The sequence below is a fragment of the Hyphococcus sp. genome (genome assembly GCF_965228385.1).
Taxonomy (GTDB): domain Bacteria; phylum Pseudomonadota; class Alphaproteobacteria; order Caulobacterales; family Parvularculaceae; genus Hyphococcus.
On record NZ_OZ245810.1, the window covers coordinates 2,618,580 to 2,645,021 of the forward strand.

Below are 26,442 nucleotides of genomic sequence, written 5' to 3' on the forward strand. Positions count from 1 at the left end.
CTAACGCCAGTTTCTAGTGGTCGTGGCTTGCGCCGGACTTTTCGACGTCCTGGCGGATGAGAAAGGCGTTCTTAGTCACATACTCAATACCCGGATCAACGCCGCCAAGAACTTCCGTCCATTCCGGCGTGCGGCGTCCGAGTTCAAGCATGCGGACTTCGTAAGTTTCGCCGACGCGCGCATAGACGACCGTGAAATCGCGGAAGCGTTGCAAGGCTTCGGTCTTCACCGCCAGCGGCACATTTTCTTCGCCAACCACCGCAACGCCTTCGACGGCTTGTCCGGGCCGCCATGTCTTGTCTTCGTTCGGAAGCTCCACATGGGCGACGATGGTTTGCGTCATCATGTCGGCGGCAGGCAAAATCGTTTCGATTTTCGCTTCAATCGATTTTTCGCCGCTGAGGCTCTTCACCATGATTGGCTGACCAGCGGCAAGGCGCTCTGCATCGCGCGGATAAACGTAAAACTCCGCGTGAACCTGCGTCGCGTCGGCGATGATGTAGAGTGCGTGATCTGCTGTTGCGACATCGCCGACATTGGCGCGCCGCTCCATCACAACGCCCGAGATCGGCGCGGGGATTTGATAGGTTTGCAGGCTTTCGCTGGCAGTCACACGGGCGAGCGTTTCGCCTTTTTCGACCGTCTCTCCGATTTTCTTTGTCATTTCGACAATGCGGCCCGGAAACCATGCGCCGACTTCAGCGCGGCCATGAGGCTGCAATTCAACGCGGCCCGAAAGCGTCACGGTTTCTTCGATGGTCGCGGGGCCAGTGGTTTCCACTTCGACGCCTGCCGCGTCCGCCTGTTCCTGCTTGATGGTCGTACGGCCTTCATAGGAGTCGTAACTCCATTCATATTGTCGGCCTTGATAAGCGGCTCGCACCATCACATCGAAACTGTGCGGCTCGGTAACCACGCCACCGCCGCGAAGCAGATCATCCTGCGGCGAAAAGTTGAACTCATCGATTTGCCCGCCGAGACGGCCCAAGTCGATTTCAAGATCAACAGCTGACGGATCGATCGGCCGGTCATTCACAAAAGGATAGACGCGAAATTCCGGATCGACGCCGTCTTCAAAAATGGTGATTTCAACGGCGAAATCGCCATCGCGTAACATGCGTCCGCGATGCGGCCCGCGTTCATACTCTTCTGCCTGCGCTTCACCATGCCCTTCCGATGGCTGGGCTTCGCCGTTGCCGCAAGCATTTAGTGCGAACAAGGCAAAAAGGGCGAACGCCGCCTGCGCCGTTTTTTCTATTTTTACGCTCACTGTGAAATCTCCTGAGAATTATTCGACGAAAATGCGCCCATGCGGCGGGCGAGTTTTGCTTCCGCGCGGTGGTAGGTGAGAAGCGCCGAGATTTGCCGCATCCTCGCTTCGGTGAGCGAGGCTTGTGCGTCGAGCACTTCAATATAGGAAAGTCCGCCTTGTCTGTATGCGCTGAGCGATTGGCTTAGCGCCTGTTCGCTTGCCGGAATGATACGCTCTGCATACGCCTTGATTTGAGTGCGCGCCGCTTCCGCCTGAGATGACAGATACGCGATTTCCCGCGCCAGTTCGCGCTCGCGCGCTATGACTTCATACTCAGCACGTCTGGCGTCCGCTGTTGCAGCCGCGATAGCGCCAGAATTTCGGTTCCAAACAGGAAGCGGCACGCTGACGCCGACGACAAACGCCGACTCGTCAACTTCTCTAAGCTGACGGAAGCCCGCACGCACGCTCGGATCGGGAACGCGTTTCGCGCGTTCGATTTCAACACGGGCGGCGGCGCTGTCTCGTTCGGCTTCGGCCAGAGCAATATCAGGCGAGACGCTGTTGCGTGCGCCGCGCGGCGCTGGATTAAAAAATGTTGCGGTCTCGACGGAAAAATCAGCTGCGCCGCCCCAATAGCTGGCAACTGCAGCTTTCGCGGCTTCGGCGCGCGCCTTTGTTGTTTCGACCTCGATTTCGGTTTCCGCAAGACGGGCCGAGACGCGGGACCGTGCGGCTTCCGGGTCACGTGCGGCCCGTACGCGGCGGTCAACGGCGGCGGAAAAGTCTTTTGCAACATCGAGCCGCGATTGTGCGACATCAACAAGCGCTTGCGCCGCTTGCGCTTCAACGAATGCAAGCTCCACCGCTTCGCGTAAATCAAGTTCGCTAAGCTCAACCCTTATGTTGGCGGCGCCCGCCTGCCGGTCTGCAAAGCTAGAGCGCGCGCGCCGGTCGCCGCCGAGTTCGATTTCCTGACTGAGCGAATAGGTGGCTTGCGCGCCGTCGAAACCGCTGACCGGCCCCGATCCGCCGAAATCCTCTAGCTGAACATCAAGGCTAGGGTTCGGCCGTAACCGCGCCTGCTGGGCCAAGGCTTCCGCCGCACGCAAGCCTTCGCCTGCCGCCGCTACGCCCGGATCGCTTTCGAGCGCGCGGGCAATCGCATCGCCGCGTGTTAGCAGGTTTGACGCCTGCGCATCCGGCTGCGCTTTAACTGCGCCAGCCGCCGCGAGCCCGATCAGGGCCGCGCAAAATAACATTCTCACGGGAAATTCTCCTCTGTCGTAAACCGTGCGCGCCCAGCGTAAAAAGCGCGGGCGCTGAGCCGTTTAGATCAGAGGGATGTGCGGGGAGGTTTGAAAGGTGGCTTGTCCCGATGGCGGGCAGCGGCCCCTTGAGGATCGGGCGGCGCGGCTCGCTCAGAAATCATCGCAAAGGCAAGAGACAAGCCAATATCCATAGGGCCAAATTGCGGCGTGGAATGTGAATGAAACCCGGTTTCGGTGTGCGGCGGCACACCATCGTTTTCTTCAAGACCGGTGGAAACCAATTTTTCCTCGGGAGCCGAGCCATCATGGTCATGACCATGCGCGTCGGCAGTTTGGCTATCCGCCACAACATGAATGGGATGCCATCCGTCATGGGCGTGGGCGTGGGTGGACGCTGACGCCAGCACGCCGTAATTGGCGATGGCGAGCGCTAAAACATAAACTACAAAGGACCGCAGTTTGGTCATCCGCCCATTCTATACCCGAAATCTTCATTTTTGATAAACCCCAAATTATGGGGCCTGGAATTAACCCCAAAATCAATATCCTGAAGAAATCGGGACGCAATATCGTAAATCATGTTGCACCGTTACATTCACACTCCAGCGCGCTCCAAAATGGCGCAACAGCAAGTCTCAATTTTTGCCGCCGGCTTATGCCTCCGGGATTTCGAGGCAAAAATCACGACCGCCCCACTTTTCCCAGATCGCCATTCAGATATGTCGTCTTTGTAGGTTCGTTGTACGCCAACAATCGTAATGCATTAGCGACGACAATGAGGGTCGATCCCTCATGCACCAGAACAGCTGGCCCGATGCCAAGCCCGAAAAGCGTCGCAGGAATAAGAACCGCAACAATGCCCAGACTGACCCAAAGGTTCTGACGGATCGTTCGGCTGGTCGCGCGGCTCAGTCCGACGGCAAATGGCAGCGTTTCAAGATCATCCGCCATAAGAGCGACATCGGCCGTTTCGAGCGCCACATCCGAGCCGGCTGCGCCCATAGCGACACCAACGGTTGCGTTCGCCATGGCTGGCGCATCGTTTACGCCGTCGCCGACCATGGCGACGCCGCCTGATTCTTTTAGCTCCTTGATTTTCTCGACCTTATCGTCGGGCATAAGATCGCCGAAGGCGTGGTCGAGACCAACTTCGCGCGCAATCGCGTCGGCGACTTGTTGATTATCGCCCGAAATCATCATCATTTTCGAAACGCCGATATCGCGCAGGCGTTGGATCACACGCCTGGCGGCGGAGCGCGGCGTGTCCATCAAGCCGAGAGCGCCAAGATACGCATCGCCCCGCCGGACAATCATCGTTGTTCGCCCCCGCGCCGACATGCTCTTGACGGTCACGCGAAGATCGTCTGGCAGCGGCGTTCCATTTGTCTCAGTAAAGAGAGCCGTTTTTCCGATGTGAACGAGTTCGTCATTCAATCGCGCGGAAACGCCTTTGCCTGTGATACTCTTGAATTCCGTCGCGTTGTATTCAATGGCTCCCATTCGTTCTTTGACATCACGGACGATCGCCTCGGCGAGCGGGTGGTCGCTTAACGCTTCAACAGCCGCGGCGACGCGAAGAAGCTCCGTTTCCGTTATGCCGGCGACGGGCGTGATTTCAACGAGCTTCGGCTCTCCGGATGTGAGCGTGCCGGTCTTGTCGAATGCAATTGATTCAAGCCGACCTAGCGCTTCAAGCGGCGCGCCGCCCTTGATCAGCACGCCGCCGCGTGCGGCGCGGGCGATGCCGCTGAGGATTGCGCTGGGCGTTGCGATGGCGAGCGCGCAAGGACTAGCCGCGACCAGCACCGCCATCGACCGGTAAAAACTTTGCGCAGGGTTTTCGTCGAGAAAGAGCCATGACAAAGCCGTGATGAAGGCCAGTATGACGACGCATGGAACAAACACCTTCTCAAACTTCTTGGTGAAATTTTGCGTCGGCGACTGCCTGGTTTCAGCGGCGCTGACCATATCGATAACACGGGCCAGCGTCGTTTCAGAGGCTCGCCGGGTCACCTGAATTTCGAGGCTTCCGGCGCCGTTAATCGAACCGGCGAAGACCTTGTGCGCCGGTTTGATTTTGTCGGAATTGTCAGCCGCTTCACTGCTATCTTTCACAGGCGACTTATCGGCCGGCGCGCTTTCGCCCGTAATTGGCGCCTGATTGACGCTGCTTTCACCCTTGATGACGAACCCGTCGGCGGGAATACGGTCGTTCGAGCGAACGATTACAATGTCGCCCGGCTTCAATTCGTCGACGGGTACTTTCGTTTCCCTCCCGTCCCGGCGAACGAGCGCCTCCTCAGGCGCAAGATCGGCGAGCGCTGATATGGCGTTACGGGCTCTCGCCATCGCGTAATTTTCAAGGGCGTGGCCGATGCTGAACAGAAACAGGAGGAACGCGCCCTCCGCCCATTCGCCGAGGACAGCCGCGCCGCCTGCGGCGACGAGCATAAGAAAGTCGATCTCAAATTTGCCGTGTGAAACTTTTCCGATTGCTTCTTTCAGCGTGAAATACCCGCCGAAAAAATATGCAGCCAATAACAACCCAAACGCAACAACGTCAGGCATCGCCGATATTTTCGGTCCGAGCCAGCCAGCAAGAAGTGCGGCGCCGCACATTAACGAGAAGACGAGTTCAGCCCTGCCGTCCAACAAGCTGTTTAGCCAATCGTCGTGCTGATGATTGTCTTGCGTGGCTTTGTCGGTCGGCCGGCTTGTTTTATTCACGGCAACAAATCCTCTGATGGGCAATTAAGTTAGGACAATGCAAGTAATGCGACCGGCAGGTGTGGAAGCATTACCTTTATTGAAAAGAAAAGGCGGAGCCGCCGGGTTAGGGGGACGAACCCGGCGGCTCCTCTGGTTACGCCGGACGACTACGCGCGCAGGAAGTTAGCGCTATCGCCCGCTCGCAATTCGAAGTGACACGGACGAACTGCGAGACCAGAATCAAGTGACTTAGATCGGAATAGCAGCCGTGATCTTGCTCACATAAATGAAGCCCGATTCCTCCATATCGGTTTTCCCGTTCGCGCGTATCAGATCAGCGGCTTCGGAGAGCCGGTCGTCTTCGCAGACAAGCTCCAGCTTTACCTCGGTGATCACGCGATCGCCAAGCTCGGTTGAATATTGCTGTTCTTTTTCGTCGAGCGCCTTGACCATGCCTTTGACATCGACGGCGGTCATGTTCGTGAAACCGCCCTTGCGTAAGGCGCGAACGACGCTCGCCGCCCGGCTGCGATGAATGAACGCCTTGATCTCAATCATGATGCGCTTCCTTTCATTCGGCTGCTTTTGCATGCGCGTCGGCGAGGTCGAGATCGCCCCGAGACGGCGCCGGCTCAGATTTCCGACCGCGCATTTCCATCCACTCATAGATGACCGGCAGGAGAATCAGCGTCAGCGCTGTCGACGTCAGCAAACCGCCGACGACGACAGAGGCCAGAGGCCTTTGCGTCTCGGCCCCGACGCCGGTTGACAAGAGCATCGGTATAAGGCCGAGAATAGCGACGCTCGCCGTCATCAGCACAGGCCGCAAGCGCAGTTCTGTGCCGCGCCGAACGGCGTCGCGAACACTGAAGCCGGCGTCGCGCTGTTCATTAATGAAACTGACGAGCACGATGCCGTTCAACATAGCGACGCCGAAGACGGCGATGAAGCCGATCGCCGACGGCACGGACAGATATTGCCCGGTGACGAAGAGCGCGAAGAGCCCGCCGCTGGCTGCAAAGGGGACGTTTGCGATAATCAACGCGGCGTATTTCACAGAATTGAACGCCGTGTAGAGCAGCACGAAGATGAAAAAGATCGTCGCCGGAACAATCAAAGACAGTTTCGCAAGCGCGCGTTGCTGGTTTTCAAAGGCGCCGCCCCATTCGATCCAGTAGCCCGGCGGCAAATCCACATTCGCCGCGATGACGTCGTTGGCGTCCTTGACAAAGCCGTCGACATCGCGCCCGCGCACATCCATCTGGATGACGGCGTAGCGCTGCAACTGTTCGCGGCGGACGAAGGAATAGCCTTCCGCCGACGTGACCGTTGCAACCCGTCCGAGCGGAATGATCGCGCCGTCCGCCGTCTGCAGTGGAATATTGCGGATCGATTCCATGGACGCTTTCGATGCATCTTGAAGACGCGCCGTAATGTCGAATCGCCGGACGCCGTCAATGAGCGTGCCTACCGGCTCAGCGCCGATGCCGGTACGCACGACATTGAGAACGTCGTCAGCGTTCATGCCGTAACGCGCGAGTTCAGTGCGATCGACCTGAATCCGGATTTGCGGCTTGCCGATATTGGCTTCGAGCGACAGGTCCGCGGCGCCCGGCACGCCGGATATCGCCTCCTTGATTTCCTGACTAAGCCGGTCGAGTTCGCCAAGATCCTGACCGTAGATTTTGGCGGCCAGCGTCGCGCGCACGCCGGAGATCAACTCCTCAACGCGCATCTGAATCGGCTGCGTGAAGGCGACGACCGTTGTCGGCACGGTTTCTTCAAGCTTTTCGCGCATGTCATCGGCGAGCGATGCGACCGTCCGCCTGCGCGGCCATTCGCTTTGCGGTTTCAAGGCCGTGTAGATTTCCATGTAGTTGACGTCGGCGGTTTCGCCTTTTTCGGCCCTGCCGATCATGGCGATGGTGGTTTCTACCTCGGGAAACTCGCCAAGTGCGTGTTCGATCTCCTTCGAAATCTCGATTGACTGATCGAGCGAGGTCGAGGGGATCGAGGTCACCCGCCACATGATCGAGCCTTCCTGCAATTGCGGCATGAATTCCTTGCCGAGGAAGGGGAAGAGCGCGAGGCTGGCGACAAGGAGGCCGCCGGCGGCGAGACCCACTTTGCGCTTGTTGTCGAGTGACCAGGCGATCAGGGGCAGATAGCCGCGCTTGACGATGCGCATCAGCATGGTGTCGCGCTCTTCCTTGGGCTTCAGGATCATCGCCGCCAGAACCGGAATGATGGTCAGCGTCAGGATTAAAGAACCGGCCATGGCGAAGCTGATATTAAACGCCATGGGTTTGAAGAGTTTGCCTTCGAGCCCTTCGAGACTGAACAAGGGCAAAAAGACGACGATGATGATCATGATCGCGAACGCGATCGGATTAGCGACTTCCCGCGCGGCCTGCAGAACAGCGGCGGTGCGATTGACCTCGCCGCCCTCTTCTTTTCGTTCCGCCATGATCCGAAACGAGTTTTCGACCATGACGACGGCGCCGTCGACCATCATACCGATGCCGATGGCGAGACCCGCCAGCGACATGAGATTGGCCGAGAGCCCGGCCTGGCCCATGAAAATAAAGGCGATGAGCATGGCGAGCGGCAGCGCCGTGATCACGACCAGCGCGGAGCGGATTTCGCCGAGAAACAGAAACAGCACGATGGCGACGAGAATCGACCCTTCAATGAGGGCTTTCTCCGCTGTGCCGACTGCCTTCTCCACAAGCTCGGTGCGGTCGTAAATCGGTTTGATGACGACGCCGTCGGGCAGCGCGCCCTCAACTGTCTCGACTTTTTCCTTCACCGCATCGACGACATTCTTGGCGTTCTCGCCGATGCGCGCGAGCGCCATGCCGAGCACAACTTCTTCGCCGTCTCGGGTGACGGCGCCGAAGCGCAGCGCCGGCGCCTGTTCGACTTTCGCAACATCGCGAACATAAACTGGGGCGCCGTCCTTCACCTTGACGACGATATTGCCGATATCGGTTTCGTCCCGGACAAGACCCAGGCCGCGAACGAGATATTGCTCCGGTCCCTGATCGATATATTGCCCGCCGACCTGCCGGTTATTCGCGTCAAGCGCTTCGACGACATCGGAAAACCCAAGTTCATATTTGATGAGCTGCAAAGGGTCGATCTGGACCTGGAACTGGCGCTCTTGCCCGCCCCAGGACATTACGTCGTCGACGCCGGCGGCCGTGCGGAGGATGAGGCGCACGTTCCAGTCCTGCAGCGTCCTCAAATCCATATCGCTGATGTCGCCCTTAAGGGACTCGTCGGCGCGTTCAAGCGTGTACCAGAAGACCTGTCCGAGGCCGGAAGCGTTCGGACCCATTTCCGGCGAGCCGTAGCCTTCCGGTATCCGGTCGCGAACTTCCGCAAGCCGCTCCATGACGAGACGGCGAGCGAAATAGATATCGACGCTGTCCTTGAAGTAGACGGCGACATAGGAAAGGCCGAAGAGACTGACCGAACGGATTTCCGATACGTCGGGAAGTCCGGCCATCGCAGACTCCACGGGAAATGTCAGCAATTGCTCGATGTCTTCGGCGGCGAGCCCCGGCGATTCCGTGTAGATGTTGACCTGCACCGGCGTCACGTCCGGAAACGCGTCGATGGGAACCGTTGTGACGGCGCGCCAGCCGAGAAAGCCGACGACGGCGAAGATGATGAGCACCAGGAATTTATACTGGAGCGAGAATTCAACGAGTTTATTCAACATGGTTCACGCTCCTAATGCCCGTGGCCTTCGCCCATTTTCGTCTTTTGAATGAGCGATTTGAGGAGAAAGGTTTGTTCGGTGACGATCTCATCGCCTGCCGAGACGCCAGACGCGATTTCGATCCATCCGCCGCTGGCGGTCCCGGTTTCAACACTGACGGGCTCGATCTCATCGCCTTCGATGCGGAAGACGGTCGGCGCGCCGTCCATCAGGACGACCGCGCGTTCCGGCAACGCCAGCATTGCATCGCCGGCGCCGGCGGCGATTGCTGCATCGACGAATTGACCGGCATGAAAATCATCGTCTTCATTGCTGATCTCGACGCGAGCCATCAACGTGCGCGTCGTTTCATCAAGCGCGTGCTGGAGCTGAATGACCTCGCCTTCTTCCCAGTGTCCCGCGCTGGACTTAACGCGCGCGGATGCGCCAATAGCGATGCGTTGCGCCTGTTCGGCGGTCAGTCGCGCTTCAACCCAGACCGTCGATTCGTCGCTGATTTCGACCAGCACCCGGCCGGGATCGACAAACTCTCCCAACGTGAAATCGTCGCGCACGATAGTGCCGGACTGCGGCGCGAACAGAATGAAGCGGCCCGTCGCCTTGCTGGCGTCGCCGCTTTTCAGAAGCGCGGCGACTTCCTGTTCCGCCATGCCGAATGAGAGGAGTTTGGCATGGGCCTGCTGGCGCGCGACTTCCGCCTCGACATAACGTTTTTCAGAAACGACGTCCCGGCCGAGATTTCGGACGCGGCGCCATTCTTTGTCGTTGATGATGAGCGCGCCTTGCGCTTCGGCCATTTCGACGCTGGAGAGCGTGACCAGCGGCGCGCCTTCTTCGACTTTCTCTCCGCGCACGATATGTCGCTCGACAATCTGCGCGCTGATGCGCGGCGCGACCTGCGCCGTCTTGTAGCGGTTCGCCGTCACCTCGCCCGGCGCAATGTACTCACCGGTCAGTTGCCGTTTGCCGAGCGCAATGGATTTGATCCCCTTGGCGCTCCGCTCCGCCGCCGTCATTTCGATATGACCGCCGCCTTCTTCGCCGTGGCCCTCTTCCGACTGCTCGGATGACGTTGGTTTTTGTTCAGCATCCGATGCGCCGCAGCCTGCGACTGTCAGCGCCCCGAGGGCGATGATCGCCAATCCAAGGCCAGAATTCAGTTTCCGAAAGTTACGCATCACAGAGTCTCCATCCATTCATTGAGCGTCCCTGACGCATCGAGCCAATCGATCCAGGCGCGCCATAAAGACCCTTGAAGTTCAATTCCTGCGCGTTCCGCGCTGTAGGTTTGATCGAGCTGCACGAGATATTCGACCGCAGTGATGTCGCCCGACCGCCATAGTTGATCGAGCACGCGGCGTTGCTCGCCGAGCACATCCGACCCGTCGCGCATCCACGCGCGCCACGTCCCCGCCGCGACGGCGAAGCGTCCGCTGGCTTCGACGAGCCGTGCTTCGGCGTTGCGCAGCTTATTGCGGATCGCTTGCTCGGCGGCGATGCGTTCGGCGCGCGCCTCATCGACTTCGGCCTGTCCGGACGCAAAAACCGGGATGGGTACGGACAGTCGGACGCCGGCGAAATCGGCGTCTCCTTCGCGTCCATAGGCGGCGCCGATGGTCGGATCGGGAATGCGCGCTTTTTTTGCAAAACGGATTTCGGCCGACAGCGCGTCGGCGCGCGCTTCCGCCGCGCGCAGTTCCGGCAAGCGGCGGACCAGCGTCATATCGAGCGGCGGCGGCGCCGCCGGCGGGTCAGGTAGCACCGGCCAGGCCGGCATGACTTCGCCCACAAGCGCCGTCAAAGTTTGTCGCGCTTCGGAGAACTCGCTCCGGGCGGTCGTTTGCTCGGCGATCGCCTGGGAAAGGCTCAGCTGCGCGGCAAGACGCTCCGATTTTGACAGATCACCGGCTTCCGCGCGGCGGTCTGCAATCGAAGAAAACTCGCGCGCGACGTCGGCGCGCTCGGCCGCCAGATCGGAAAGGCGTTTCCTCGCCTGGTAATCCGCCAGCGCGGTAAGAAGATCGGCGAATAACGCACGCTTTTGCGCTTCATAGGTATATCTTGCCGCGTCGACGGCGCTGCGCGCGCCCTTCGCCCGCGTCGCGCGCTTATTGGTGATGTCGAAGGCTTTCGACAGGCCGATAGAACGACTGTCATCGGCATCGTCTTCGCTGTCCGAGAACTCGCCCTCGAATTCCGGATTGTAGAGCGGCCGCGAATTGGCGCGCCCGCGCGCCTCGGCTGCATCTAGCTCAGCGCGCGCTTCTTCGAGCCTTGGATGATTGCGCGCGGCGTCTTCAAGAAATTGCCCTAGCGTCAGCCCAGGCTCAGCAGCGTTCTCCTGCGCGGACGCAGCGCCGAGCCCCCACGCCGCAAAAGCGGCGAGCGCAAGCCCGCATATTCTGATGGTCATTGGTCATTGTCCTCTTGGAATCAAAATTACTGATGGGCGCGCAGAGCGCGCGCGATCAGTCAGATTCGCGGAGGACGGAATAATGAGGAAAGAGAAGCCTGGGGGACGACACCGTTTTCCGGCGCTCTGATCTTGCTCGCAAAGAGCAGCAGGGACGCTGGCTCCAATGAGGCGCGAGACAGGGCGTGAAAATGACATGCGCCGGAATGACAATGCGCGGCGTGCTCCGGATGGATGGAACCTTCGTCAGCCGGCTCGCCTTGTGTCGCGGCGCGCTCTTCGCCCGCGTCGTGTTGCGTCGCATGATGGATGTCTTCTTCCGCCGCGTGCGCAGGCGCGACGATGCCAACCGCGCCCCATAGCGCAATCAACAATACCACAATGACGCGGTGCATATGTCGAATGGATGACATCATCTCAAATGCGTCCTACTGTAAAACTCCTGACAAATCATTATAATTTTTCGTTTACATCGTTGCGCCGACCCGATGGCGGCCTGAAATATCGCGCGGTCTGCCTCAAATACGACTCATAGGCTCTTCCAAAGGCCGCCCGAAGAAGCGGCTCTTCGACCGATACAATATAACAATGAATGAAGAGCGCGAATGAGAGGGTGAGCACGAACGCCCAAACCGAAAGCGCGGCCAATGACACTCCCCCCAGGAACAAGGCGTATCCGACATATTGCGGGTTGCGTGACCAGCGGTAAACGCCCCGGTCAATAAGTTCGTCTTCCTTGAGGCCATAGACTCTCGAAAAATCCGCATAGGCGCTCCGGCCCAGATAAATCAGCGCAGCCCCGGCAATCGCAAAAAATCCGCCAGCCGCGCTCGTCAGAATACTTGGGGCGCCAAGCGAACCCCGATCGAACCACGCGATTGCAAGCAGCAACAAAGCATTGCCGTGCATGGCGGCGCCGGTCCAGACCGCCATAGGTATGCTGACGCGACCGCATTTCGAAAAGTCCCGTTTAACCAGCATCGCCATCGGAATGGAAAGCGCAGCATTGGCCGCCGCCAATATGAGTAACGCCCGCACCATGCTCAAACACGCCCCTCGGCGAGATTCAGCGACGCGCGGCGTTCTTTCATCGACTGCGCAATAATCGAGCAAGCTGATCTTGCGAACAGGCTCGCAAGCAATGCGGCGACGATCAAATCGGGCCAGAACGATCCTGTAAGCCACACTGCTCCGCCGGCGGCGATCACCGCAACATTCCCGATGGCGTCATTGCGCGAGCACAGCCAGACGGAGCGGACATTTGAATCGCCGTCCCGCCAGCGAAGGAGAATGAAAACGCTGGCGACATTAGCGGCGAGCGCAGCAAACCCGATGCCGCTCATCACCGGCGCAACAGGAGAAGCGTCGCCGAACGCGCTCGCAACCGTGGTGGTCAGGACAAACAGCGCCATCAAGCCAAGACTGGCGCCTTTAATGAGCGCCGCCGTAGCGCGCGTACGCAGCGCCGCGCCGATAACCGCGAAGCTCAAAGCGTAGGTCGCAGTATCGCCCGCGAAATCGAGAGCGTCGGCTTTCAGCGCCTGTGAACTCCCAAGATAGCCAGCCGACATTTCCACCAAAAACATGACGGCGTTGATCGCAATCACCGCGATCAGCGCCCGCTTATAGGCGGGCGACCGGCCGTCGAATTGATCGGCGTCAATTTGATTGTCCTCGCACGCGCATCCGGCCATCCCGGCTCTCCATTGCTTTGCCGCTGAGCCTAACCTAATGTCTACAGCAACTGTAGGTTCAAGAGGAAAAATGCCGAAATCCGAAAAAATTCCCGTGACCATCGGGCGGCTGGCGAAAGCCTCGGACGTCAAGGTCACGACGATCCGCTATTATGAGAGCATCGGCCTTATCGATCCGCCGGATCGGTCCGAAGGCGGCCAGCGGATTTATGACGCCAAAGCCGTCGAGCGGATGCGTTTTATCCGCCACGCCCGCGATCTTGGCTTTCCGCTGGAGGCGATCCGCGAGCTGATCGCCCTCTCCAGAAACGAGAACCGGTCCTGCGCGGAGGTCGATGAAATCGCACGCCGTCACGCCGAAGATGTCAGACAACGCATCAAGCGATTGAAATCACTCGAACGCGAACTCAATCGGATGATCAAGGAATGCAGCGTCGACAAAATTTCAGACTGCCGCGTAATTGAAATCCTCTCCAATCACGCGCTCTGCGCAACAGAACATCGGAATTAGGTCGGCTGCCAGAGGCGAAGTCTACTTTTCGTGAAAGAAAAGATACTTCACGAACGCCGCAATACCTAAGAGTAAAAACACGGCGATCAACAACATTACAATTGCACCGCCCGCGCCCATCATCATCCCACCTTCCATCATTTCGATTCTCCTTTCGAATATCACGTGAGCATTTTTCAAAACCGCCAAAATGCGATCGCGCGTCCAATCAAGATGTTCTTCTCAATCAATTTTTATCCTTCTCCGACCCTTGCCCCATGCCATCCATCACGCTGTCGCCCATTTTCATTCCGTCGCACATCATGCCGCCGCCCATCATCGATTTCATCGCTGCCTTGAATTCGTCCGGATCGCCGGCGATGGGCATCATCATTGATACGTCGTAGCCGCCGTCATCGTTCTTCGTCAGCATGAAGTGAACATTGTCGCCCTCTTCAAATTTCTGCAGCGCGACCATATCGCTGACAGCGAAATCCATCGTCATCTTGCCCCATCCGATTTTTTTGATGGGGTCATGCGAGAGATTGACTTTTTTCGCTTTCAAATCGACGGAGTTAACCGTGCCGAACCCGGACGCCATGTCGCTGCAGCAGGACATGCCGTCCATACCATCCATTTTCATGCCGCCGCTTTGGCTAAACGCCGGAACGGAAATTAGCGCGATAGCGGCGCCAACGGCGATCGTGGAGAGTTTCATAGATTTCATTGCTGCTATCCTTTCAATTCAATGCGCACAGAGAGACGGCTGACTTCGTCGCGCATGAAACGAAGCCGCCAACAAAAGCGAATGGAGCGTTTCGGTTCTTCTTCAAGTTATCTGCTCCGTATACGTGTTTCTGACCAACGCGATTTGTAATCAGCCAATCGCTGTATGCTTACTCTGCCGGCGCCAGTTTCGGCCCGATAGAGTCAATCTGTTCAACGGGCTGCAACGCCCGCCGGTTCCACAGGAAGTAAACCGCCGGGATGACGACAAGGGCGAGCACCGTTGTGCTGACGATGCCGCCGATCATTGGTGCGGCAATGCGGCGCATGACTTCCCCGCCGGCCCCATGGCCGTACATGATGGGCAAAAGCCCCGCGAAGATGACCGCGAAGGTCATCATGATCGGCCGCAGACGCCGCAGCGCGCCCTTGGCGATGGCGTCAGCGAAATGCGCTTCATCGAGCGGCGCGCCTTCCTCTTTTGCAATCGCATTCGCCGCCGCGACTTCCTGCTTCAGATACATGATCATCAACACGCCAATTTCGACGGCGACGCCGGCAAGCGCGATAAATCCGACAGCGACGGCGACGGACATGTTGAAGCCAAGGAGAAACATCAGCCACAGTCCTCCGACGAGGGCGAAGGGCAACGTTCCCAGAATGATCACAACATCCGAGACGTTTCTGAAATTCAAGAACAAAAGCAGCATGATGATCAGCAGCATGCCCGGCCCCACATAGGCGAAGCGTTCCTTGGCGCGCTGCATATATTCGTACTGTCCGGACCAGGAGATGGAATAGCCCGCCGGCAAGTCCACATTTTCAGCAACCACATTCCGGGCCTCCTCGACATAGGAGCCGATATCGCGACCGGTGATGTCCACATAAATCCAGCCGTTGAGCCGCGCATTCTCGCTGCGGATGATCGCCGGGCCTTCATTGATGCGAATGTCGGCGATGCGGCCGAGCGGAATCTCCGCGCCCGATGCTGTGACGATCGGCAATTCGCGCAAAGCTTGCGGCGAATCGCGCACGTCGCGAGGGTAGCGCAGATTGATCGGATAGCGCTCAAGACCTTCGACGCTCTGCCCGATCGTCATGCCGCCGATCGCGGTGCGCACAATATCCTGCACATCGGCGATGTTGAGACCGAAGCGCGCCGCCGCTTCGCGGTTGATATCGACATCGATGAACCGCCCACCGGTCACGCGCTCTGCGTAAACAGATGCCGTGCCGTCGACGCCCTGCAGGACGTTCTCGATGTTGCGGCCCACCTCCGCAATGACGTTGAGGTCGGGGCCGGCGACCTTGACCCCGACTGGCGTCTTGATGCCGGTCGCCAGCATGTCGAGCCGGTTCTTGATCGGCATGATCCAGACATTGGTGAGGCTCGGCACATCGACGAGCGAATTCAATTCGGCCTTGAGCGAGTCCATGGTGACGCCGGGACGCCATTCTGAACGTGGTTTTAATTGTATGGTCGTCTCGATCATCGGCAATGGCGCGGGGTCGGTGGCGGTCTCCGCCCTTCCCGCCTTGCCGTAAACGGTCTCGACTTCCGGAATGGTCTTGATCAACTTGTTCGTCTGCTGAACGACCTGGGCGACCTTTCCAGCGGAGATGCCCGGATAGGCGCTCGGCATATACAGCAGATCGCCTTCATCGAGATCAGGCATGAACTCGCCGCCAATGAGACTTGCGGGGATCGCCATGCTCGCCATCAACAAGGCGGCGGCGCCGATGGTCGCCCAGGGGCGGCGCAGCGCCAGCCCGATAATTGGCCGATATCCGCGCATGAGCAGAAGATTGACCGGGTTTTTATGCTCCGGGGCGATGCGGCCACGGACCAGCAACCCGATCAGCACCGGTACGAGGGTCACTGACAGGATCGTCGCCGCCGCCATGGCGTAGGTTTTGGTGAAGGCGAGCGGCGAGAACAGCCGTCCCTCCTGCGCTTGCAGGGCGAAGATCGGCGTAAAGCTGAGCGTGATAATCAGGAGGGAGAAGAAGAGCGGCGGTCCCACTTCGACGCAAGCATCGGCGATCAACCGCCAGCGGCCGGAACCCTTCACATCGCTATTTTCTTCCAGCTTCTTATGTACATTCTCGATCATCACAATGGTCGCATCGACCATGGCGCCGATGGCGATGGCGATGCCGCCGAGCGACATGATGTTGGCGGTGATGCCCTGCGCGTTCATGACGATAAACGCTGCGAGCACGCCCAAGGGCAGACTGATCACGACAACGAGCGCGGATCGCAAATGATAAAGAAACAGCGCACAGACCAGCGCGACGATGAGGAACTCCTCAAGCAATTTCCCTTGCAGCGTCTCGACGGCGCGCTCGATCAGTTTTGAGCGGTCATAGGTTGTGACCAGTTCGACGCCTTCCGGCAGACTCGCCTTCAGGGTTTCGAGCTTTTTCTTGACGCGCTTGATCGTCGCTTCCGCGTTGCCGCCGGCGCGCATGATGATAACCCCGCCTACCGCCTCGCCTTCGCCGTTGAGCTCGCCGACGCCGCGGCGCAGCTCCGGACCGAGCCTCACATTCGCCACATCGCGGAGCAGGATCGGCGTCCCCGCGTCGTTCACGCGCAGCGGTATGCGTTCGAGGTCTTCGATAGACTCGACATAGCCGCCGGCGCGGACGATATATTCGGCCTCCGCCATTTCGACGACGCGCCCGCCGGATTCCATATTGCCGCGTTCGATGGCGCGGCGAACATCGGCAAGCGGGATGCCAAAGGATCGCAGGCGGTTCGGATCAACGACCACCTGATACTGCTTGACCATGCCGCCGATGGCGGCGACTTCGGATACGCCCTCAATGGTCTGCAGTTCGTATTTCAGAAACCAGTCCTGCAACGACCGCAGATCGGCAAGATTGTGGCGCCCCGTCTTGTCGACCAAAGCATATTGATAGACCCAACCGACGCCGGTGGCGTCGGGACCGAGCGCCGGTTTCGCCGCTTCCGGCAATTGCGGCGCGACCTGGCTCAAATATTCGAGGACACGCGAGCGCGCCCAGTAAAGATCGGTTCCGTCTTCGAATATGATGTAGACGTAGGAATCGTTAAAGAAGGAATAGCCGCGCACTGTTTTCGCGCCGGGCACGGCGAGCATCGCCGTCGCCAGCGGATAGGTGACTTGATCCTCGACGACCTGCGGCGCCTGTCCGGGATAGCTGGTCTTGATGATGACCTGCACGTCGGAAAGATCGGGGATCGCGTCGAGCGGCGTTGACCGCAACGAAATGACGCCGGCGACCGCGAGAAACAGCGCCCCGACAATGACAAGGAAACGGTTTTCTATCGAACCGCGGATGATTTGGGAGATCATTGTTCGTCTCCCGTCTCGGTGTCTTCCGGCATCGGTTCGAGCATGTCGAGTTCGTAGCCGGTCTCGGTCTCGCGAAACGCGAATCGCACGGGCGCGCCCACTTTGACGCTCATCAGATCAATTTTCGAAGAAGCCTTGAACGCCATGACCATCGACGGCCAACCGATTTCGGGAACGGGTTTATGATCGATGGTGACGCTTTTGGCGTCCATATCGACGGAAACGACACGGCCTTCGGCGCCGACAGCCTCACTCGTCTTCATGTCATCTACCGGCATATTCATGTCCGACATGGACATCCCGTCCATATCCATCGGCGCGTTGTCTTTTTCGTCGGGCGCAGCCATGCGTAGCAATCCGGAATCGAGGCTCGCTTCGGAATCGATCAGGAACTGGCTTTCCACGACAATGCGCTCGCCTTGCGCGAGTCCCGCGAGCACCTCGACCTTGCCGCCGCTCTCCATGCCGGTTCTGATTTCCGCCGGGCGGAAGCGTCCCTCGCCCAACGCGAGGATGACGCGATCGCCCCTGCTCGACCGGATGACCGCCGATTGCGCGATCGTCAGGACGTCCTGCTTGGGCTCGGCGCCGATTGTCACATTGGCGAACATATTCGGCCGCAAGCGGTTGCCGGGATTGGGAAACCGCAAGCGCACCTGCACCGTACGCGTCCTCATCTCAGCGGTCGGATAAACATAGTCGACTTCGCCCTCCCATGTTTCGCCGGGAAACGCGGGCAAAGTCATGACCGCGCGATCGCCGGCCGAAACCCAGGCGGCCTCCGTGTCGAACACGTCAGCGATGATCCAGACATTCTTAAGATCGGCGAGGCGCATGGCCATATCGCTGGGCTTCAGATACATGCCGTCGCGGGCGTTCAGCATGGTGACGACGCCTGCTTGCGGCGCCTTCACTGCGACAAGACGCATTTGCTTCTGGGCGCGCTTCAACTCTGCAATCTGATCGGCGCTCATGCCGAGCGCAGTCAGCCGCTCGCTCGCCGCCTCAATTAACGGCGGACGCCCGATTTTCAGCGCCTGGATGAATTCCGACTGTGCTGCGACCAATGCCGGCGCATAGAGTTCGAACAGAACATCGCCGGCATCGACTTTCTCACCGACCGCTTCAACGTGCAGTTTTTCAATCCATCCTTCGGCGCGAACGTGAATGTCCGATCGCGCTTCCTCGTCGATCATGATCGAGCCGACCGTATTGATGTCGCGCGCCATATCCTCGCGCACGACATCCGCGGTCTTGACGCCGATATTCTGAACGACCGCGGCGTTTATTTTCAGCGACGGTTCTCCGCCGCCATCTTCATCGCCTTCATAGACAGGAATAAGATCCATCCCCATCGGCGACTTGCCGGGTTCATCGCGTCGATAATTGGGGTCCATCGGCGCGACCCAATATTCAATCTTGCGTTCGCCGCCTTCCGCCGTGTCCATAGAGGAATGGCCGTCGCCTTGTCGCAACAGGAAGAATGCACCTGATGCGCCAATTACCAGCAATAAAATAATGATCATGCGAAATTTTGTCATTGGTCGTCTCCTGCGAGATAGGAAAGCCGCGCCCACGCCTTGGCGCGTTCGACGCGCAATTCGAGGCGTTTCAGTTCCGCATCGAGTTCGGCGAGTTGGCTGCGGATAAGTTCGGGAAAGTCTGTAAGTCCGCCGCCATAAGCAGAAACGGAAGCGTCGGCGGTTTCATTGGCGCGCTTGATTACGGCGTCATCATATAGAGCGACGCGCCGGTCCAGCTGCGTCCAGTCGGCGTAGGCGCGAACAAGATCGCGCCTCAGATCGAGCAATGTCGTCGCGCGATCAAGTTCTGCCGCGGACTTGTCCTTTCGGGCCGCCGACAAGGCGCGATCCTGACGCTTGCCTGTGAATAACGGGATCGTCAGGCTTACGCCGACACTGGCGAAATCGGGCCGGTCGGCGCCGCGCGCGCCGTACCCGCCTTCGATCGCCCAAGCCGGTTTGTAGGCTTGCTTTGCGAGATCAACATCCGTTTCTTCGACGCCGATCATGGCGTCTCTTACCCGAACAATTGGATGACGAACGAGAAGGGCTTCGATTTCATCGACCGTTCCGGGCGATGTGAACGCCGGCAAATTATCTGGCGAAGGGCGCGATGCATTCGCGCCGATAAATCGTGAAAGCTCTGCTTCCGCTGTCGCGCGTTGTTGCTGCAGCTCGGCGAGTTTGTCGTCCAAGAGCGACAGCTCAAGCTCGGCGCGCAACACGTCCTGACTTGTCAGCTTGCCCTGCGCAAACGATGCGCTTAACGCATCAACGAGCTCACTGACCGCATTTCGGCTGTCCTCCACAAGGGCCTGCGCGTTAGCTGCATGAAACTTATCCAGCCAGGCGAGCCGCACCGAGAGCGCGACATTGCGAACCGTCGCCTCGCGGCGCATGCGTTCGATTTCCGCCTCGCCCTCGCGTTTTTCGCGGTTGAGCCGCAAGGTCGAACCGCGCGGGATTTCCTGACGCAACCCCACTTGCGCCTGTGTCATCGGCTCCTGGCCGAATGCGAATGTGTCGGTTGGCACATTTGCGAGCGCAGTCCGCAAGGTGGGGTCCGGCAATTGCGAATCTGAAACGGCGCGATCTTCTTGCGCCGCCGCCCTTACCTCGAACCGAGCGTAGGCCGGGTCTTCGGCGGTGACTGCGATCTCAACCGCTTCGCTCAATTCCAGCGGTTGACCGGCGGCGTGTGCATTCGCCAACGCCAGTCCAGCGACAGCCGCAGCCATCGCGCTAATAATCTTCAGCATGATATTTCTCAAATCTGAGCACGTTCAACAAGCGCCCCGCGCCTCAAAGGCGCGGCGACGGTGACGGCGTCCGCATTAAATTGCGGGCATGCTCAGATTCGAGGAGGCGGTGGATCTAAACGAGACAGTGTCGCAAGTCCCGGGTCAATTGGCGGGATTGCATATTGCACGAAGCGAAAAGCTGGTTCTTGATCTACCGAAACGGCGGGTACTGAATAAAAGCCCGGGCAGACAAGCGCGCAAGCGGCCAGACAGCCGGCGTCATGACTTTGCGGCATCTCTTGGTTCATGTCGCTGCAGCCATTAGCGACCATAGCTTCCATCGACATCTTATGGTCGACGCTAGCCATTTCCATCTTTTTCGCGTCACTCCCCATTGTCGCACAAGACGACAAAGCCACGGCCGGGGAAACAGCCATGGACAGGATCAAAGCTATGAAAACCAAGATACGCATCCAGTGAAATATCCGCCTCACGAGGTTATTTTGTCAAGAAATGTTACGGTGAAGGAGTTTCCTAAAGGTTCCTTTAACAGTTAGCCCCTTTCAACCACGCACGGGTCAGCGTTTAGTCTTCTCGAATAAATCTACCAGTTCCGAAAACTTCTCTTGTTGCGCCTGGGCGCTGCCGGTTTTTATGGCCTCGGCAACGCAATGATGGGCGTGGTTTTTCAGGATTTCGCTTTCCGCCCGTGATAACGCCGATTTGATCGCCTGCACCTGATGCAGGATGTCAATGCAATAGCGATCTTCCTCGACCATACGCGCGACGCCCCGAACCTGGCCCTCGATACGGTTCAAACGTTTGATGATGGCGGCTGAATCAGACATGAGCATCCGTTATTGACATATACCCTTTGGGGGTATAAATAGTCGCGTCAGAAAGGTTGGTCAAGGCGTGATCACTGGCGCATTAAAGTCTGCCCTCTTTGCAGCGTTGGCAATCCTGCTCAGCGCGGGGCACAGTGTCTGCGCCGGCATGATCGCTGAATCAGCGCCCGTTGCGGAACACCAGCACAACGCTACTTCAGTTCACGATGATCATGCTCGCCATGGTGACGAGCATGGCGAACACATGCGCACGTCCAAAAAATCAGCGCCTTGTGGTCCTGATCAACACGACTGTCAGCACTGCAAAACGGCGCAGTTTTTCAAAGCATCAGTAAAAGCGGAGACAGCTGCTTCGTTCGCGCCGCCGCCAATCGAAAAAGCGGTTGGCGCCATAGTCGCCGCGCAGAACAGTAATATTTTTGCAAACAGAATTACTCGGTTCGCTAATTTGTGGCGCGGTCCGCCGAAGGCGACCCCTGTTTCCCTGAAAATCCGACTTCTGGTCTAGAAGTTTTATCTGCGCGTCCTCAATGACGCGCACGTACGCCGACCGTCTTGGCTGAGTCAGACGGCGGCGATGTTTGGATAACTGTCGCCAATATTTATCGCGTCAGTCCCAACCTCAACCAACTAATCAACAATGAATTCTGTTCCTGAAAGGAAAACATACCAATGTCGAGACTCGTATTCACCACTGCGGCAGCCCTATTCGTGGGGGTGGCCTTGTCGCCTGCGTTCGCTGCGGAAGAGAAAATGCAAATGGACCATGACGCAATGATGACCAGCATGGACCATTGCGGGCTGCCGATGGGCGAGGGCGTGATCAACGCCCTTGATGTCCAGAAGTCGAAAGTAAATGTCACCCACAAACCGATTGAATCGATTGGCTGGCCGGAAATGAAAATGGACTTCACTGTGCTGAAGCCCATCGATCTCGCCGCCTTCGCAACCGGCGAACGCGTTCATTTCCTGCTCAAAGCCGAAAAAGACAAATCCTATTCGATCGCTGCGATGTGCTCGCTCGATGTCGAGGACGGCGCACACGAGGCGTGTATGACGCACATGCATGACGTTGCAATGAAAGCCGTTGCCGACGACGGCCGTTCCTGCGACGTGGAAGGCAAGGGCGACATGCCGGGCATGGGTCACTCTGCCCATGAACAAGGCGAAGACGCGCACAAGGGACATCACTGAACTTAAGAGCGGCCCGCCGCTCTTTGGCGGGCCGTCTTTTCGCACTTTTGAGAATTGGAGATCACCCCGTGTTCACGAGACGACGTTTTTTAGAATCAACAATTGCCGGCGGCGTCGCCGCGAGCATTCCCGGTCTCATACCCGCCTGGGCGAAAAGCGCATCCGCGGGAAATAAGGGAATTTTTGAGCAGGCCGGCAATTCGTTCGACCTCACCGTTGGACACAGCGCCGTCAGTATCGGCGGTCGGTCAGGGCACGCCATCACAATCAACGGCACGTTGCCCGGACCGCTCTTACGCTTTCGCGAGGACGAGGAACTTTCCTTGCGGGTGAAAAACACGCTCCAAGAGGACACGTCGATCCACTGGCATGGGCTTCTTGTGCCGTTCTATATGGACGGCGTGCCGGGCGTTTCGTTCCCCGGCATCAAGCCCGACGAAACGTTCGAATACAAGTTCGCCCTGCCCCAGAGCGGAACCTATTGGTATCACTCGCATTCAGGCCTGCAGGAACAAAGTGGCCATTACGGCCCGCTGATTATCGATCCCGCGGGCCCAGACCCCGTTCAATATGACCGCGAATATGTATTGGTTTTGTCCGACTGGCTTTTCCAGCATCCGCACAAGGTCTTCGCAAAGCTTAAAAAGAGCAACGAGGTATATAATTTCCAGGAGCGCACCGTCGGCGACTTTATTGACGACGCAGGCGACATGGGGCTTGGCGGTGTCATCAAAGACCGCGCCATGTGGGCGCAAATGCGCATGTCCGCGACGGATATTTCTGACGTCACCAGCGCGGTCTACACGTATTTGATTAATGGTCATTCGACCGCCGATAACTGGAGCGCCATCTTCGATGTCGGCGAACGCGTTCGCTTGCGCATCATCAATGCGTCGGCGATGACCATCTTCAACTTCCGCATACCCGGCCTGCCGATGACCGTCGTCGCCGCCGATGGGATAAATGTGCAGCCAGTCGAGACGGATGAATTCCAGATCGGCGTTGCCGAGACATACGACGTCATTGTCCAACCAAAGCGGGAACGCGCGTTCCCGATCGTCGCCGAGGCGATCGACCGATACGGCCAGGTCGTAGCGACCCTCGCACCCGAACCCGACATGCGTGCAACGACGCCGCTCTTAAGAGAGCGGCCGATCCTGACCCACAAAGACATGGGCATGGCGGCGATGGGTCACGGATCCATGGGCGGTATGGATCACGGTTCGATGGGACACGGCGCTGGGAAAGCTGCTTCGATGGATCACGGCGCCATGGACCATGGATCGATGGCCGACATGGAATCGCCGACCGCGCCAAAGGCTGAAATGGCGAGCATGACCGGAATGTCCGGCATGTCACATGACATGTCCGGCGACGCGATGCAGGAGCACAATCACAAGACCGGCTTCGGCGTCGATAATGTCGCCATGGCGCCGACCAACCGTCTCAACGAACCTGGACTTGGACTTGAAGACGTTCCGCACCGAGCGTTGACCTATACACAGTTGAAAAGCCTTGAGCCGAACCCGGACAAACGCAAACCCGGCCGGGAACTGGAGATTCACCTGACCGGCAATATGGAACGCTACATGTGGTCGTTCGACGGCGTAAAGTTTTCCCATGTCGTCGACCCGATTGTTTTCCATGAAGGCGAACGGCTGCGGGTCACGCTCGTCAACGACACGATGATGACCCATCCGATCCACCTCCACGGCATGTTCTTCGATCTCGTCGTCGACGAAGGCGATCACAAACCGCGCAAGCATACCGTCAACGTCAAACCGGGCGATAAGCTGTCCTTTGACGTCACTGCTGACCATGTGGGTGATTGGGCGTTTCACTGTCACCTGCTTTTCCACATGCATGCCGGCATGATGCAGGTCGTCTCCGTCCGTCCACGCATGGCGATGAACGAACACGACGATCACAAGGCGATGGATCATGACAGCAAGGATCACGGCGACGGCGATCACCAGTCCATGGACCAAAAGAAAATTAAGCATGATGCGTCAGATCATGGGTCGATGGGGCATGAGAGCGGTGATGATAACGGCATGGACCATTCGAAAATGAATCATGGAGGGATACACTGATGTTGAGTTCCATGAAAAAATCTCTAGCGCTCATCTTAGCATTTGCGGTGACGATTGCCGGCCCACAAGTCTTCGCTCAGAGCGAAAGCTCAAACGATTCCCAAAGCGGCTGGGCGGCGGCGGACGAGTATTGGGGGGGCGCAGAAATGGCCGAGGCGCGTCGCGCCGTCCAAAAAGAGCACGGCGCGTCGAAGACGTACTTTGTTCAGGGCGACCGACTTGAGTATCGCAGCAATGAAGGCAATCCTTTGTTCCTGTGGGACGCCCAAGGTTGGTGGGGTGGCGATCGCAACAAGCTGTGGCTCAAAACCGAAGGCGAATATTCGTTTGACGAAAACGCCTTTGAAGAGGCGGAAGTGCAGGCGCTCTGGTCGCGCGCTTTCGCTCGCTACTTTGATGTTCAGGCGGGCGTCCGTCACGACTTCGCGCCTGGCGATGATCGAACCTTTGGCGTTCTCGGCATACAAGGCTTGGCGCCCTACTGGTTTGAAATCGACGCCGCCCTCTTTGTCAGCGGTGACGGCGATGTTTCAGCAAGAATAGAGGCTGAATATGAATTGATGCTGACCCAGCGTCTCATATTGCAACCGCGCACCGAACTGAACTTCGCCGTCCAGGATGTCGCCGAATACGGCGTCGGCTCCGGCCTTTCAACAGCCGAACTTGGCGCGCGCCTGCGCTACGAAATCAAACGCGAGTTTGCACCCTATATCGGCGTCGACTGGACGCGATCGGTTGGCGAAACCGCTGATTTCGTGCGCGCCGACGGCGGCGATCCGTCCAACGTATCGTTCGTCGCCGGACTAAGACTTTGGTTCTAGGGAGGGACTTCAAATGGAAAACATTATTGAACCGAACATCCATCCAATACTTGTTCATTTCGCCTATGCGTTATCGATAACGGCGTTTATCTCTTATGTCTTGGCGTCGTTTACACCGTCAGGGAAATGGCGTGAAACGCTTCGTCCCGCTGCTGACTGGATGCTCGCTTTCGGCGCGCTGGCGATCATTGCAACTATTGCAGCTGGCTTTCAGGCGTATTTCACCGTCGCCCATGACGGGCCGTCTCACGCGGCGATGACAACGCACCGCAACTGGGCGGTGCCGTCCGGCGTCGCGATTTTATTGCTCGCGCTCTGGCGTTGGACGTCGAGGACAAAGTCAGCGTCTGTGATATTTTTGACTTTTCTTGCCGCCGCCGCGTTGTCGCTGTCTGTCACCGCCTGGTGGGGCGGAAAGATCGTTTACGGTTATGGCTTGGGCGTGAAAAGCATGCCGACCGTCACCGGCGAGGGCCACGACCATGAACACGCCCCAGGCCAGGGCCATGGCGATGAAGCAACAGCAGAATCGTCGGGAGATCATGACGACGGTCATGATCATGGGACGGCGGACGATCACGAATCCGATGAAGCGCATGAGCATGGCGAAGATGCTGCTGGGGCCCTGTCCACAGTTCCTTCGAGTGAGGAAACCGCCGCCGCATTTGACGCAAAAAACTATCCTGCCTCGCCAGAAGCCGTTGTCGATGCCTATGGAACCGCATTGAAAGCTAAGGACAAGGCGGCCGTTCGCGCGTTACTTGCGCCCGATGTCATCATCGCCGAAACCGGCGGCGCGGAACGATCTGTCGACGAATATGCCGGCCATCACATGCCAGTCGACATGGAATTTACGGCGGCGGTCGAGTTTTCCGTCAAAAAGCGCGACGTCATCGCCAAAGAAGACATTGCGACCGTTATTTCGGAATCGCAGGTCCATGGAACCTTCCGTGGCGAGAACGTGCATTCGCGCATGATGGAAACAATGGTGCTGCGCCGCGACGACGATCGTTGGCGTATCGTCCATATCCATTGGTCGTCGGCGCCGATCACCGGCGAGCACGAGCACTAGTCCTTAATTGCAAGCGAATTGGTATTT

At 58.3% G+C, this 26,442-nt stretch carries 22 protein-coding genes; 6 read left to right on the forward strand and 16 right to left on the reverse strand.

Going from position 1 to position 26,442, the window contains the following annotated elements:
* Positions 1 to 13: 13 nt before the first annotated feature.
* From ACQK2Q_RS12230 to ACQK2Q_RS12280, 11 genes are all read right to left on the reverse strand, one after another.
* On the reverse strand, positions 14 to 1,270 hold the full coding sequence (locus tag ACQK2Q_RS12230) for an efflux RND transporter periplasmic adaptor subunit (RefSeq protein WP_425410022.1): 1,257 nt from the start codon (positions 1,268 to 1,270) through the stop codon (positions 14 to 16).
* A complete protein-coding gene (locus tag ACQK2Q_RS12235; protein WP_425411159.1) occupies positions 1,267 to 2,514 on the reverse strand; it encodes a TolC family protein in 1,248 nt (415 codons plus the stop codon). Before ACQK2Q_RS12235 ends, ACQK2Q_RS12230 begins: the two co-directional genes overlap by 4 nt.
* A gap of 74 nt (positions 2,515 to 2,588) precedes the next feature.
* Positions 2,589 to 2,990, reverse strand: coding sequence for a hypothetical protein (locus ACQK2Q_RS12240; RefSeq protein ID WP_425410023.1), 402 nt, complete (start codon positions 2,988 to 2,990; stop codon positions 2,589 to 2,591).
* A 214-nt stretch (positions 2,991 to 3,204) separates the two neighbouring features.
* Positions 3,205 to 5,250: a heavy metal translocating P-type ATPase gene (locus ACQK2Q_RS12245; protein ID WP_425410024.1), complete on the reverse strand. Its 2,046-nt coding sequence runs from the start codon at positions 5,248 to 5,250 to the stop codon at positions 3,205 to 3,207.
* A 231-nt stretch (positions 5,251 to 5,481) separates the two neighbouring features.
* Complete coding sequence (locus ACQK2Q_RS12250) at positions 5,482 to 5,790, reverse strand: P-II family nitrogen regulator (RefSeq protein ID WP_274493828.1); 309 nt, start codon at positions 5,788 to 5,790, stop codon at positions 5,482 to 5,484.
* 13 nt (positions 5,791 to 5,803) lie between these two features.
* Positions 5,804 to 8,959, reverse strand: coding sequence for an efflux RND transporter permease subunit (locus ACQK2Q_RS12255; RefSeq protein ID WP_425410025.1), 3,156 nt, complete (start codon positions 8,957 to 8,959; stop codon positions 5,804 to 5,806).
* Positions 8,960 to 8,970: 11 nt separating this feature from the next.
* Positions 8,971 to 10,137, reverse strand: a complete 1,167-nt coding sequence (locus ACQK2Q_RS12260; protein ID WP_425410026.1) for an efflux RND transporter periplasmic adaptor subunit — start codon at positions 10,135 to 10,137, stop codon at positions 8,971 to 8,973.
* The gene (locus tag ACQK2Q_RS12265) at positions 10,137 to 11,372 is read right to left on the reverse strand and encodes a TolC family protein (protein WP_425410027.1); all 1,236 of its coding nucleotides are present in this window, start codon (positions 11,370 to 11,372) and stop codon (positions 10,137 to 10,139) included. The genes ACQK2Q_RS12260 and ACQK2Q_RS12265 overlap by 1 nt, the downstream gene beginning before the upstream one ends.
* Positions 11,373 to 11,431: 59 nt before the next feature.
* Positions 11,432 to 11,788 carry a hypothetical protein gene (locus tag ACQK2Q_RS12270; RefSeq protein ID WP_379881082.1) on the reverse strand — a complete coding sequence of 119 codons (357 nt, stop codon included), beginning with the start codon at positions 11,786 to 11,788 and terminating at the stop codon, positions 11,432 to 11,434.
* 37 nt (positions 11,789 to 11,825) lie between these two features.
* Positions 11,826 to 12,413, reverse strand: coding sequence for a methyltransferase family protein (locus ACQK2Q_RS12275; protein ID WP_425410028.1), 588 nt, complete (start codon positions 12,411 to 12,413; stop codon positions 11,826 to 11,828).
* Between the two features lie 2 nt (positions 12,414 to 12,415).
* Positions 12,416 to 13,066: a cation transporter gene (locus ACQK2Q_RS12280; protein ID WP_425410029.1), complete on the reverse strand. Its 651-nt coding sequence runs from the start codon at positions 13,064 to 13,066 to the stop codon at positions 12,416 to 12,418.
* 70 nt (positions 13,067 to 13,136) lie between these two features.
* Between ACQK2Q_RS12280 and ACQK2Q_RS12285 the strand changes: the two genes are divergently transcribed.
* A complete protein-coding gene (locus ACQK2Q_RS12285; protein ID WP_425410030.1) occupies positions 13,137 to 13,577 on the forward strand; it encodes a MerR family transcriptional regulator in 441 nt (146 codons plus the stop codon).
* Between the two features lie 226 nt (positions 13,578 to 13,803).
* Here ACQK2Q_RS12285 and ACQK2Q_RS12290 read toward each other — a convergent pair whose 3' ends face one another.
* From ACQK2Q_RS12290 to ACQK2Q_RS12310, 5 genes are all read right to left on the reverse strand, one after another.
* A complete protein-coding gene (locus ACQK2Q_RS12290; RefSeq protein ID WP_425410031.1) occupies positions 13,804 to 14,283 on the reverse strand; it encodes a copper-binding protein in 480 nt (159 codons plus the stop codon).
* Between the two features lie 169 nt (positions 14,284 to 14,452).
* Positions 14,453 to 17,623 (reverse strand): efflux RND transporter permease subunit, encoded by a 3,171-nt coding sequence (locus ACQK2Q_RS12295; protein ID WP_425410032.1) that lies wholly within the window; start codon positions 17,621 to 17,623, stop codon positions 14,453 to 14,455.
* The gene (locus ACQK2Q_RS12300; RefSeq protein WP_425410033.1) at positions 17,620 to 19,164 is read right to left on the reverse strand and encodes an efflux RND transporter periplasmic adaptor subunit; all 1,545 of its coding nucleotides are present in this window, start codon (positions 19,162 to 19,164) and stop codon (positions 17,620 to 17,622) included. Before ACQK2Q_RS12300 ends, ACQK2Q_RS12295 begins: the two co-directional genes overlap by 4 nt.
* Positions 19,161 to 20,405, reverse strand: a complete 1,245-nt coding sequence (locus ACQK2Q_RS12305; protein ID WP_425410034.1) for a TolC family protein — start codon at positions 20,403 to 20,405, stop codon at positions 19,161 to 19,163. The genes ACQK2Q_RS12300 and ACQK2Q_RS12305 overlap by 4 nt, the downstream gene beginning before the upstream one ends.
* 560 nt (positions 20,406 to 20,965) lie before the next feature.
* Positions 20,966 to 21,235, reverse strand: coding sequence for a metal-sensitive transcriptional regulator (locus ACQK2Q_RS12310; RefSeq protein ID WP_425410035.1), 270 nt, complete (start codon positions 21,233 to 21,235; stop codon positions 20,966 to 20,968).
* Between the two features lie 67 nt (positions 21,236 to 21,302).
* On the opposite strand from ACQK2Q_RS12310, the gene ACQK2Q_RS12315 reads away from it, so the two are divergent.
* The 5 genes from ACQK2Q_RS12315 (at position 21,303) to ACQK2Q_RS12335 (ending at position 26,415) form a co-directional block, all read left to right on the forward strand.
* Positions 21,303 to 21,743, forward strand: a complete 441-nt coding sequence (locus ACQK2Q_RS12315) for a hypothetical protein (RefSeq protein WP_425410036.1) — start codon at positions 21,303 to 21,305, stop codon at positions 21,741 to 21,743.
* A gap of 164 nt (positions 21,744 to 21,907) precedes the next feature.
* A complete protein-coding gene (locus tag ACQK2Q_RS12320; protein ID WP_425410037.1) occupies positions 21,908 to 22,429 on the forward strand; it encodes a copper-binding protein in 522 nt (173 codons plus the stop codon).
* A 68-nt stretch (positions 22,430 to 22,497) separates the two neighbouring features.
* Complete coding sequence (locus ACQK2Q_RS12325) at positions 22,498 to 24,522, forward strand: copper resistance system multicopper oxidase (RefSeq protein ID WP_425410038.1); 2,025 nt, start codon at positions 22,498 to 22,500, stop codon at positions 24,520 to 24,522.
* Complete coding sequence (locus ACQK2Q_RS12330; protein ID WP_425410039.1) at positions 24,522 to 25,343, forward strand: copper resistance protein B; 822 nt, start codon at positions 24,522 to 24,524, stop codon at positions 25,341 to 25,343. Before ACQK2Q_RS12325 ends, ACQK2Q_RS12330 begins: the two co-directional genes overlap by 1 nt.
* 13 nt (positions 25,344 to 25,356) lie before the next feature.
* Entirely contained in the window at positions 25,357 to 26,415 is a 1,059-nt protein-coding gene (locus ACQK2Q_RS12335) for a DUF2231 domain-containing protein (RefSeq protein ID WP_425410040.1), read from the forward strand.
* Positions 26,416 to 26,442 lie beyond the last annotated feature (27 nt).